The following is a 12,555-nucleotide window of genomic DNA, read 5'->3' as shown; positions in this document are numbered from 1 at the left end:
AGAAGTTTCATCTATGATGACCCAAGTGCTGACGCAATGGAAAGAGCTAAACAAAACTTCATTGCTAAATACTCTAATGAATCAAAAGATACAGTTGAATTACCAGCAGTACCAGATCTTGAAAGTTTCAAGAAAGCATACGTTGATGCTGTAAAAGTTCGCGAAAGTAAAGAACAACCAGTAGTAGATGCTAAAGCTAATCTAGATAGTGCTACTAAAGTATTAGATAAACTTAAAGCTACTGAAAAACAAACAGAAAAAGCAACAGCTAAAGTACAAGAAGTTGAAGTTAAAATCAACAACTTAACTACTAAAGCAGATGAACAACAAAAAGTTGTAGACCAACTTGAGTTAGATAATGTTAGGTATATTGAAAAAATGACTAAATCAGCTGCTGACTTAGACTCTGCACAAAAAGATGTAGAAGAAAGTGCTAAATTATTAGACCAAGCTAAAGAATTGCAGAAAGATATTGAAGGTGAGATTAGTAAAGTAAATACTAAGATTGCTGAGCTAGAATCTGATGTAAAAGCAACTGAAGAAGAATTGAATAAAGCAAAAGCTGATTTAGAAAAAATAAGAATGGATAGAATTCAGTTAGATCAAAATAAAGAAAAACTAGCTAAAGCTCAAGAAGCAAAATCTAAGTTAGAAGAAGAATTAAAAGCTCTTAATACTGAATTAGATACAATTAAAAAACAATTGATAGAAGATACTAAAGAATTCGAAAAGATTAAAAGACAGTATAAATTAGAAAACTTCAAATGGGCTGTATTAGATGAAGATAATTCAATAGAACCAATTGAGTTTGATTTAGAGAAATACTTAAGACAGGAAGAAGAGAGGAAAAGACAATCTGAAATAATTCCAGAAGATCCAACTCTTCCAGAAACTCCTATTAAAGAAGAAAAACCTAATTTACCAGGAACACCGGAAGATAAGAATCCTGAAAAACCAGGAGAACCAGGAAAAGGATCAAAAAAGATCAAAACCCAGGTAAAGAACAAGATTCAGGAAAAGAACAAACTCCAGGTAAACTAGGAGACCTAGCACCAGGTAAATTAAACAACAAACCTAACTTACAACATCCAAGAGTTAATTCAAATGGATTAACTACTCTACCTAATATAGGTGAAAGCCAAACAGGAACGGCAATTATAGCAGGATTAGTAGCGCTAGTAGTAGCTGCGAGACTACGTAAAAACAAAGAAAATAATTAAGATAAATAATAGTTTAATTGTCTCCCTTTTTATTAGGAAGGGGGATAATTATTTTATAAATATTAGGTAGAAAAGAATATAGTTGAAAAGGAATATTGAAAAAATAAAGATAATAAAATTTAAAAATAAATTAATGAAATTTTAGTGCTAAATTTTTATTAAAGAAATTTTAAGGCAATGAATTTCTCAGAATTTAATACATTTAATAGATTCCGATTTTCACTTGATTTTTACTGTTATATGATAATGGAAATTAATTTAAAGAATTTTAGAAAATAATTACCTAAAAAATAATTTCAGTATTAAATTCAAAAGAGTGTCACTGATGTCACTTTCCTGCGAATATTAACTATAATATGCTTGAAAGTGACAATTTTAACACAAAACGTAAATTATGAAAAAATAATGCTATAATAATAAATGTCTATAAGAGTCCGTACTTATTATTTACTATAACAAAGGATGAAGTATCATGTTAACACTTTTGGTTATTTTTTCGTTAACAATGATATTCTAAGGGAAAAAGTTATAATAATTTTATAGAAAAGAAAGTTAAAGTTTATAAAAATAATTTTGTTAACTTGCCATTAAAAATTAATTTAAGAAAAGTTGTTTAAATTAATTTGTTTTTTAACAAAATTGGAGAAGAAAATATATTATGTACCTAAATATAATTAAGAAAAAATATAATAATGATGAGAAAAGTATTAATTTTGAAGTTTATAAACAAGGGTAATTAAACGGAAAATAATATAGGCATAAAAAAGAGTAACTGTGTTGTGTTGTGTTGTCGGTTACTCTTTTTTAATTTGTCTAAATTATCAGACGTTATAGAAAAATATTTAAGAAAATATCAAAATAATAGAAGTATCATAACATAAATTACATTATTTATGATATAATTGATATAAAATTTATTTAGGAGGCGGATACTTAAATGGACAACAAAAATATGCATGGAAAAATCTTTAAGCAGATTAGAGAAGAGCGTGGGATTAAATTAAAGGATGCTGCTGGAAATGCTATTTCAGTAAGAACACTAATCAGATTTGAAGCAGATGAAACAAGTGTTTCGTTAGAAGTATTTGAACAGTTGCTTAGAAATATAGGGATTTGTTATCAAGATTTTTTTTCCGAGTATTTACCTCTTGTAGAAGTAGATCAGACAGGATTTGTAGCAGAATCAAAACGATTAGAAATAGCGGGTGGACAATCGTTAATTAAAAGTTTAGCGATTAAAACGCTGGAACAAAATGAGAATATTTCGATTACTACTAGACTTTATATCGAACAGTTTCTATGTGTACTAGGAGAAACTCAAGGACCACAGATCATAAGAGATAATAGGAAAATTGTTTTAGAGCACTTAAGAAGTCTAGATAAGCATAATATTAATGAATTGTTTACTTTAACTTTTATTATGGGAACAACTAATGATGATGAATTTTCAGATGAATTTATTCGTCGTGTAATTAATGAGTCTTTAGTTCCTATAAAGTCTGACAATATGTTTTCTTCTGACAAAGGTGAAAGATTGTTACTATTGTTAAATAGTGCTATAGCCCTTTTATCTAGAAGAGGTCATGTAGAAGAAGCAGAAGGATACTGTATTAAGGCTATTGAATTATTGAAGGAACATTATGTACATGTTACGTATTTTATTTTTCATGTAACTTCATTTAATTATATATTGGCACAGATTCAACTTAAATTGAATAAACCAGAAGGTGTTGAACTTGCAAATAAATGTATTCGTCTACTAGATGCTCAAATAGATTTAAATCACATACTTGTAGATAATCTAACGAAAGATAAATTAGTTAAATGGTTTTATGAAAGAAATAAAACGGGAATTGATTTCGAGTTCTAATAAAACTATATTATGTTCTAATATAATTTATAATAAAGAAATTCAAAACGTGAGGATAGTATTCTATACTGTTTTGAATTTTTTATTGAATTATATATTAAAGCGTTTTAATTTTATATGAATAATATAAGTTTAATTTTAAGTAAAAGCGGTATCATATAATTATAGGGTGATAACAGTAATTAATCCTATTTAGAAAAAAACAATAAAAAGAGGTGTAAATAATGTCAATATTAAAAAAAGCATGGTTATATATAACTAGGAAAAGTTTTAAGTCATTTGTTATATTCTTGATATTAGTAACAATGTCATCATTAATTTTAAGTACTATTTCAATAAAAAAATCAACAGATGCTTTGTCTAAAGAAACTTTCCAGAATATAACTAGTAGTTTTTCTATGGAGATTAATAGAAAAACTAATCCAGGAACTGCTAGAGGTGCTGGTAACTTGATCGGTGAGGATATAGAAAAGATTAAGAATCTTCCTGGTGTGAAAAAATATATAAAAAGAATGAATGTGAGTGCTGATCTAGTTGATTTAGAACCGTTAAAACTGGCTAATCATCAACAAGAAGAGAAAAACAACAAACAAAGACAACTTTTCTCTAAAACTGTTATTGTAAGTGGAACTAATGATTCTTCATTAGATGATAGATTCTCTGCAGAGACACTAAAGTTACAAGAAGGTAGACATCTTAAAGATGATGATAAAAATTCTGTTTTAGTTCATGAAGGTTTTGCTAAGAAAAATAAAGTAAAAGTAGGAGATAATATCAAACTAAAAGGTAATCCAAATGATGCTGATAATGAGAAAAAATCTGATAAAGAGGTTGAAGTCACAGTAGTTGGTATTTTTGGAGGACAGAATAAAGGCGCAACTTCTAGTCATATGGAGCTATATGATAATATTTTTATAGCTGATACGCAAACAACAAAAACTTTATATAACTATGAAGATGGAAAAGAAATATATCAAGATGCAACGTTCTTAGTTGATGGAAAAGATAAGGTAGATAGCATAATTAATGATGCTAAGAAATTACCTATTAACTGGAAACAATATATGCTTGTTAAAAGTAATCAAAACTTCCCAGCATTACAACAATCATTAGATACAATATATAGTTTAACTAATGGTGTATTTATAGCTACAATAGTATTTAGTATAGTAATTCTTTCTCTGATTTTATTCCTATGGATAAACAGTAGAAGAAGGGAAATTGGTGTAAGTTTAGCAATTGGGATGACAAAAGCAAGTATTATTGGTCAATTTATACTTGAAGTATTGCTAATTAGTATTCCAAGTTTCATAGCTTCGTATTTTGTTGGAAGTGCAATAAGCCAAAGTATTGGTAATCAGATTTTACAACAGTCTATTAAGTCTGTAAGTAAGACGATATCAAATCAAGCTAATGGTGTTAATCTTGGAGCAAATGCAGAAGTTGAAGGTGCGAATAAAATTATTACAGCGCTAGATGTAAGTGTAGGCCTTGGCAATATGTTAACAGTAGTTATTGTAGGAATTGTAATTATTATCGTTGCTGTAGGTATTGCTTCTAGTAGATTGGCTTATAGAAAACCAAAAGATTTATTATCGGATATTAACTAATGTAAGGAGAAACTGATGAGTATTTTTAATAGGGCATATCTTTATATTATTAGAAAAAAAGTTAGGAGTAGCATTTTATTTTTCATTGTTACTTTAATATCATTTTTCTTGCTAAGTGGAAGTATACTAAACACAACTGTAGGAAGCATCTCTAAGAACTTATATAAAGATGTTAACTTTGGATTTACTATTGAAAGCATAGATAAATCAAATAAGGAAATAGAAAAGGATACTTTGAAGAAAATTAATGAAGTTGCTGGAGTAAACGAGAAAAACTATCTTTATGCGAAGTCTGTTAATGTAGTAGATAAAAAAGTTGTTCAAGAAAATCAAAATATTACAATTACTGAGGAAATGAAAAATAAAAGTAATTTAGTAATGATGAATGGAATAACTTCTACAAAAAATAATATAGATTTCAAAAGTGAAGTTCTGAAGCTAGAAAAGGGAAGACATATAGAAGAAAATGATCAAAATAAAATCTTAGTTCATGAAAAATTTGCTACAATCAACAATTTAAACTTAGGTGATAAGATTAAATTAGAACAAAATGGTAAAACTGTTGAATTTGAAGTAGTTGGAATTTTTTCAGGGGAGAAGACTAATAACTTTGAAGGATTAAGTTCAGATTTTATAGAAAATACTGTTTATACAGATTATAACTCTAGTCAGGAGTTATTAAATTATTCAACAAGTAATCGAGTGACATCTGTTGAGTATGGAGTAAATAATCCGACTAATTTAGATAATATTATACGAAACGTTGAGAATTTAGGAATTAATAATATTTCAGTATCAAAATCTAACAAAAATTACGAATTGATTACTTCTTCAGTTGAAAGTGTTACAAAACTTACGAACTTGATTAGAATAGGTAGTGTTATTGTAGGAGTTGTGATTTTATCGTTAGTACTTATGTTTTGGATAAGAGAACGATTATATGAAATTGGTATTTTACTTTCGTTAGGTATAAGTAAAATCAATTTAATTTTACAATTTGTTGTAGAAACATTAATGGTTACGATATTCGGCTTTTTATCAGCTTTAGGACTAGAGTTTATCTTACTTAAATACATTAGCGGTAATGCTACAAGTATTTTTTCAGAAGATTTACCAAAGATAATTAGCGATGAATTAACAAAAATTTCGATTAATGGTTCGAATATCACAGGTGTGATAATAGTTATGGTAACTATTGTGATAATTTCAGTCGTAGTTGCTTTATTACCAATATTAAAAATGAAACCGAAGAAAATTTTAACGCAAATAAATTAGAGAGGAATAAGAAATGTCGATTTTTAAATTAAAAAATGTAGATTACTTATATGAAAATAGCAGATCTAAAGTGCTAAGTGGAATTACTTATAACTTCGAAGTAGGAAAGTTTTATGCAATAATAGGGAAATCAGGAGCAGGTAAATCAACTTTATTATCTTTATTAGCAGGGCTAGATAGTCCTTCAAATGGGGAAATATTATTTAATAATGTTAATATTGAAAAAATAGGATATAGTGAACATAGACGAAAAGATATTTCTCTAGTATTTCAAAATTATAATCTAATTGATTATTTAACACCACTAGAGAATCTTAAATTAGTTTCGAAAAATGCGAACAAGGATATTCTTCTAAAACTTGGATTGGAAGAAGAACATATTAATCGTAATGTTATGAAACTTTCAGGGGGTCAACAACAACGTGTAGCTATTGCAAGAGCATTAGTATCAGAAGCTCCGATTATTCTTGCTGATGAACCGACAGGAAACTTAGACGAGAATACTGCACAAGAAATTATAGATATTCTGAAAAAAGTTGCAGTTGAGAATAATAAATGTGTAATTGTTGTTACTCATAGTAATCAATTAGCGTATGCTGCTGATGTGGTATTAGAATTGAAAGATAAGAAGTTGAAAGTTAGATAATATGTATATAATGGGCTCAAAAGTAAATAGTTGGGTCCATTTTTATTTAATATGGTATAATATTTAAAAAGATATATAGTGATAGAGGTGCATAATGAAGTTATTTTTTGTTAACGATTATGGAAGAGGAGCGCATCCAAAAATATTAGAAAAATTATCAGAATCAAATTTTGAGATAGAATATGGTTACGGTAGTGACAGTTATTCAGAGCAAGCGAAAAACAAGATTAGAGAAGCTTGTGGTAAAAACGATGCGGAAATATTTTTCTTATCAGGTGGAACACAAACGAATGCTGTTGTTATTAATGGATTGCTACGTTTATACGAAGGAGTAATAGCTGCTGATACGGGACATATTAGTACTCATGAAGCGGGAGCGATTGAATATACTGGAAGAAAAGTAATAGAACTACCTAATGTTGATGGTAAACTTAAATTTGAAGATGTCAAAGAGTGCTTAGAAAACTTCGAAAAAGATGCTAATAATGCTCACATGGTGAGACCTGGTATGGTGTATATTTCTTACCCAACTGAATATGGAACATTATACAGTAAAGAAGAATTACAAAACTTATATGAACTATGTAAGGAATATAAAATCCCATTATTCGTCGATGGTTCAAGATTAGGATATGGATTAATGTCTAAAAAATGTGATTTAACATTTGAGGAATTTGCTAATTTATGTGATGTTTTCTACATCGGTGGTACGAAAGTTGGAGCATTATGTGGAGAAGCTATTGTATTTTCAAATAATAAGTATGTTCCTAAACAATTTATTACAATAATTAAACAACAAGGTGCATTACTAGCAAAAAGTAGATTGCTTGGGGTTCAATTTGATGCTCTATTTACTGATAATTTATATTTTGAAATTAGTAAACATGCTATAGAGATGGCTGAATTATTAAAGAAAGGTCTTATAGATAAGGGATATAAACTATACGTAGATTCACCAACAAATCAACAATTTGTTATTATAAATAATACAGACATGGATAAATTAAAAGAAATTGTTGAATTTGCATATTGGAAAGCGTTCGATAAAGATCATACTATTATACGTTTTGTTACAGACTGGGGAACTAAAAAAGAAGATGTTGAAAAATTAATTGAAATATTATAATATAAAAAGCTTTAAAAGTAGAAAATCTATTTTTAAAGCTTTTTTATCGTGTTAGTTATAGTTTAGTTTTTAGGCAAAACAGTTTTTCTAATTCGTTCATAGCTTCTTCAAAACTGTAAACTAGTGTACCATGTTTTAAAATACCACCAAGAACATAATGGTTCATTGCATAGCTAGGTATATCGTATTTGTTAGCAGATTTTAATCTAATATCTGAATTTATTGCAATAATTTTTTTGTTTAGTGCAATAGCTATTCCTAATTCTACCATAACTCCGCTGTCTTCGTTAGTTACATCTGCTAAGAAAATATCACAATTTTCTACTGCGTATGTATCTCCATTGAAAATATCTTGAGGTGTTGGTAATGTTTGTTTATCTTCGTTAAAAGGTTGGTCGATTGGATTGAATACAGATAATCTTTCTCCGAATCTTTCACTTAATAATTTTCCCTCTTTTAAACGTTGAGCGATTTCCGCTTCATTAAATAGTGCTCCTGCTAAATAAAGTTTCATAGACAAATCCTCCTTTGTTGTTATATAAATTATAATATATATGAGGTGTATTTTACAACTAATGTTGGAGGGAAGTGATAGTGATTATAAATTCTACTAGTTATTTTAATCTATTTCTATTATAATAATTATAGTAGTAAAGAAAATATGTGAGGATATTATTGATGAAAAGTGTAGTACTTTGTGAAAAGCCGTCGGTTGCTCGTGATATAGCGAGAAATCTTGGGGCGAAAAATAATAAGAATGGTTGCCTAGAGGGAGATAAATATGTAGTTACATGGGCATTGGGACACTTGATTACCCTTCAAACACCGGATAAATATAAAGAATTTAATAATGTGAACTTAGAAAGTTTGCCGATGATTCCAAAATTTATGAAGACTGAAATTATTAAGAAGACTTTTAAACAATATAAAGTAGTGGAGAATGCTCTAAATAGAAAAGATGTTAAAGAAATTATTATTGCAACTGATGCTGGACGTGAGGGAGAGTTAGTTGCGCGCTACATTATTGATAAAGCTAAATGTAATAAAAATATTAAACGTCTATGGATTTCATCTGTAACTGATAAAGCTATAAAAGATGGATTTAAAAATTTAAAAGATGGAAAAGAATATCTTGGATTATATCATTCTGGTATAGCTCGTGCTAATGCGGATTGGTTAGTCGGGATTAATGCTTCAAGAGCCTTAACTTTAAAATATAATGCATCTTTAAACTGTGGCCGAGTTCAAACACCAACTTTACAGATGGTTTTCGAAAGAGAAGAAAAAATCAAACAGTTTAAGCCAAAAGATTATTATACATATGAAGCTCAAATTGATGGTGTTAAATTTAGCTGTGGTAACAGTGAGTTTAATCTAGAAAAAGCAGAACAGTTTATTAAGAAGAATGTTAATAAAGATATTAAATTTAATGATGTTCAAAAAAAATCTAAGACTTCTTCGGCTAAACCATTATATAATTTAACAGATATTCAACAAACAGCAAGTGCTTTATTTGGGATGTCACCGAAACAGACACTAAATATTGTGCAAAGTTTATATGAAAGACATAAAGTCTTAACGTATCCTAGAACTGATAGTAGATATTTAACTAGTGATATGAAAAATACTCTAAGAGATCGTGTACAAGCTATAGGTGGAGATTTTAAAGAAATTATTGCAAAACTATTAAGAGAAAAAGACTTAAATGCTAAGAAAATTATTAATAATGCAAAAGTAAGTGATCACCACGCGATTATTCCTACAGAACAAAGACCAAATTATATGTCGATGTCTGAGATGGAGATGAAAATTTATAATTTAGTAGCGAAAAGATTTTTAGAAAACTTATTACCTGAATATAAATATGAAGAAACAACTTACTCGTTTACTTCGGAGAATAAGGTATTTTCTGCAAAAGGTCTAAAAGTTCTTCAGGAAGGTTATAAAGTTTTAAGTAAAGAAGAAATCCAAGATAAAGTTATTAATCTAAAGAATAATAGTCTTAAACTTGAGTCATTAGTCTATAATAAGAAACAAACTACTCCTCCAAGTTATTATACTGAAGGTAGTTTAATATATGCAATGGAAAATCCATTTGAATTTGTTGATGATGAGAATGAAAGAAAAATTCTTAAGGAAACAAATGGTATCGGAACTGTTGCGACTAGGGCGGACATATTAGAGAAACTGTTCACGAATGATTATTTAGTATTGGACAATGGAAGAATTAAAACTACTAATAAGGCTAAACAGCTTTTAAATTTAGTTCCGAAAAATCTAAAGAGTCCGTCTCTGACAGCGGTATGGGAAAAACAACTTGATAATATTGCTAGAAATAAACTTTCTAAAGATAAGTTTCTAAATGATGTTAAACAATATACAAAATCTTGTATCGCAGAAATTAAAGATAGTGAAGATAAGTTCAAACACGATAATATTAGTGGTAAGAAATGTGAAGAGTGCGGAAGCTTTATGTTAGAAGTAGATAAAAAAGGAACTAAAATGCTAAAATGTTCTAATCCGAGCTGTCGTAATCGCAAGGTCATTAGCCGTTTAACAAATCTTCGTTGTGATAATTGTCATAAGAAAATGACATTATTCGGAAATGGAGAAAATGCTACATATCGTTGTCAATGTGGAAATTCTTTAAAACAAAAAGAAGTTGATAAGAGAATTAAATCAAGCAAAAAAGATAAGGCTAGCCGTGTAGATATGAAAAAATACATGAAGCAGGAAAAATTAGAGAATAATGCACTGGCTGGATTAGCAGGATTGAAGCTTAAGTAGAATTATAGAGTTACATCTTGTTAAATTTATAGATTGAGTTTAATTAATATTGATGATAAAAAATTTTTTTCGTATAAATGTAGTGTTAAAAGCAAGTCTGTGCTATAATGTATATTGAAAAAATTTGTCTGAGAGGTATATAATGAAATATGTATCAGTGGCTGTAGATGGGCCAGCAGGATCTGGAAAAAGTACGATAACAAAAATGGTAGCTGAAAAACTAGGATTTAACTATGTTGATACTGGTGCTATGTATCGTGCATTAACGTATAATTTTCTATCTAATGATTTAAAAGAATTGGAAGAAAATAGAATTAAAGAATTACTTGAAAAATTAGATTTTAGAGTAGAATATGTTGATGGTGTTCAATATGTATATGTAAATGATGTAGAAGTTAGTGATAAAATACGTACTGCAGAAGTTAGTCAGTATACATCTTTATTCGCTAAATCTCCTGCAGTGAGAGAATTCCTAATTGATACTCAAAGAAATCTAGCTCATACTAATAATATTATTATGGATGGACGTGATATTGCTTCTGTTGTCCTACCTAATGCAGATGTTAAAATTTTTTTAACAGCGTCTGTTGAAGAAAGAGCAAGAAGAAGAGTATTAGATTTTGAACGTCAAGGTTTAGAAAATGTTGATTTCGAAAAAGTTAAGGAAGATATTAAAGCTAGGGATTGGCAAGATGAAAATAGAGATATTGCTCCACTAGTAAAAGTTGACTCTGCAACATTAGTAGATACGACATCTATGACTATTGGTGAAGTTGTTGATAAAATGACTGAACTAGTGAAAGTTGTAGAAAGATAATATATAATAGGAGTGTAGCATGTATAATTTTGTAAGAAAATTATTAAGTTTATTTTATAAAACATTTTATAAGGTTACGATTGTTAATAAAGAAAAAATAGAAAATGCTAAAGGTGTAGTAATCTCAGGAAATCACTTGAGTAATCATGATCCATTATTATTCCCAGCTTTTTTCGAGAAAAATATCCGCTTCATAGCTAAAGAAGAATTGTTTAAAATATTTTTTGTTAAACAAGCTTTAGAAGCGACAGGAGCAATTCCTATAAAAAGAGGTACGTTTGATAGAACTGCGATAAATAATAGTATTAAATTACTTAAAGAAGGTGAAGTTGTCGGGATTTTTCCTGAGGGTACTCGTTCTCATTCAAAAGATTTAGACCTTGGTCAATCTCATAACGGAGCGTCATTTATTGCTACGAGAGCAAAAACAAAAATTATTCCATTTGCTATTATCCCAAATAAAAATTTTAGAATTTTTTCTAGTATTAAAATTGTAATTGGTGATGAGATAGATGCAACTTCTTTAAAAGAAGAAGGTAAGAGTCACGATGAGATTACTGCTATTTTAATGGAAAAAATTTCAGAATTGATTGCAAAGGAGAAATAAAGTGTACGAAAAAACGATTAAATTTAAATTAGAAAAGAAATTTTTCAATCAAGCTGGTTTTTTAGATAATAAATATGTTTATGAATGGATGAATCTTGCTAAGAAGTATTATTTAAACGGTTTGGGTATAGATATCGATTCTTTAATTAACTATAATTTATATTATGCTGATATTGATGTTAAGTATTCGATAAGATCTAATATAAAATATAATAGTCAAGATATTTTTATTAAAGCATGGATTGAAAAACATAGTGGAATTAAAACTATTTTTTCTTATGAATTTTTTGTAGATGGAGAAGTAGTTATTATTGCTTCAAGTTCGCACAATATTCTAGGAACAGATAGTGATCGAGCTATAAGAATTGATAGAAATTTACCAAAATGGGATCAAATTCTTAAAGACGTTGTAGCAAATGAATATAAAGATTAATTATAAATAATTAAAGGAGTTTCTCACTAGTATGAAAATTTCATATTTCTGAGAGACTCCTCTTATAATTTTAAAACTTTTCAATGGATTTACGAATGTAGATATATTAAATATAGCCTGTTTAATTGATAAATAATTGATTTTATTATATACTTTATAGTGGT

Annotated in this window: 11 protein-coding genes; 10 read left to right on the top strand and 1 reads right to left on the bottom strand. The window is 28.4% G+C overall.

Annotation, left to right across the window (positions count from 1 at the left end; genetic code table 11):
- The first annotated feature begins 36 nt into the window (after positions 1–36).
- From FOC48_RS04125 to FOC48_RS04100, 6 genes are all read left to right on the top strand, one after another.
- Positions 37–1,041 carry a hypothetical protein gene (locus tag FOC48_RS04125; protein ID WP_003145949.1) on the top strand — a complete coding sequence of 335 codons (1,005 nt, stop codon included), beginning with the start codon at positions 37–39 and terminating at the stop codon, positions 1,039–1,041.
- Between the two features lie 1,116 nt (positions 1,042–2,157).
- Positions 2,158–3,090, top strand: coding sequence for a helix-turn-helix domain-containing protein (locus tag FOC48_RS04120; RefSeq protein WP_003145950.1), 933 nt, complete (start codon positions 2,158–2,160; stop codon positions 3,088–3,090).
- A gap of 224 nt (positions 3,091–3,314) precedes the next feature.
- The gene (locus FOC48_RS04115) at positions 3,315–4,700 is read left to right on the top strand and encodes an ABC transporter permease (RefSeq protein ID WP_003145951.1); all 1,386 of its coding nucleotides are present in this window, start codon (positions 3,315–3,317) and stop codon (positions 4,698–4,700) included.
- Positions 4,701–4,715: 15 nt separating this feature from the next.
- The gene (locus FOC48_RS04110) at positions 4,716–5,975 is read left to right on the top strand and encodes an ABC transporter permease (protein ID WP_003145954.1); all 1,260 of its coding nucleotides are present in this window, start codon (positions 4,716–4,718) and stop codon (positions 5,973–5,975) included.
- Positions 5,976–5,988: 13 nt separating this feature from the next.
- Complete coding sequence (locus FOC48_RS04105; protein WP_003145955.1) at positions 5,989–6,621, top strand: ABC transporter ATP-binding protein; 633 nt, start codon at positions 5,989–5,991, stop codon at positions 6,619–6,621.
- Positions 6,622–6,715: 94 nt separating this feature from the next.
- Entirely contained in the window at positions 6,716–7,747 is a 1,032-nt protein-coding gene (locus FOC48_RS04100) for a threonine aldolase family protein (RefSeq protein WP_003145956.1), read from the top strand.
- Positions 7,748–7,802: 55 nt separating this feature from the next.
- Here the strand turns inward: FOC48_RS04100 and FOC48_RS04095 are convergent, their stop codons facing one another.
- Positions 7,803–8,261: a nucleoside 2-deoxyribosyltransferase gene (locus tag FOC48_RS04095; RefSeq protein WP_003145957.1), complete on the bottom strand. Its 459-nt coding sequence runs from the start codon at positions 8,259–8,261 to the stop codon at positions 7,803–7,805.
- Between the two features lie 164 nt (positions 8,262–8,425).
- Here FOC48_RS04095 and FOC48_RS04090 point away from each other — a divergent pair, with 164 nt between their 5' ends.
- From FOC48_RS04090 to FOC48_RS04075, 4 genes are all read left to right on the top strand, one after another.
- Entirely contained in the window at positions 8,426–10,534 is a 2,109-nt protein-coding gene (locus tag FOC48_RS04090; protein ID WP_003145958.1) for a DNA topoisomerase III, read from the top strand.
- A 142-nt stretch (positions 10,535–10,676) separates the two neighbouring features.
- Positions 10,677–11,351: a (d)CMP kinase gene (gene cmk / locus FOC48_RS04085; RefSeq protein ID WP_003145960.1), complete on the top strand. Its 675-nt coding sequence runs from the start codon at positions 10,677–10,679 to the stop codon at positions 11,349–11,351.
- 19 nt (positions 11,352–11,370) lie between these two features.
- Positions 11,371–11,958 (top strand): lysophospholipid acyltransferase family protein, encoded by a 588-nt coding sequence (locus FOC48_RS04080; protein ID WP_003145962.1) that lies wholly within the window; start codon positions 11,371–11,373, stop codon positions 11,956–11,958.
- A 1-nt stretch (position 11,959) separates the two neighbouring features.
- Complete coding sequence (locus FOC48_RS04075) at positions 11,960–12,391, top strand: acyl-CoA thioesterase family protein (RefSeq protein WP_003145963.1); 432 nt, start codon at positions 11,960–11,962, stop codon at positions 12,389–12,391.
- The last annotated feature ends 164 nt before the right edge of the window (positions 12,392–12,555 follow it).

This window comes from Gemella haemolysans (genome assembly GCF_012273215.1).
GTDB lineage: Bacteria > Bacillota > Bacilli > Staphylococcales > Gemellaceae > Gemella > Gemella haemolysans_A.
The sequence above is the reverse complement of the archived record's forward strand: the minus strand, read 5'-3'. Positions and strand labels throughout refer to the sequence as shown.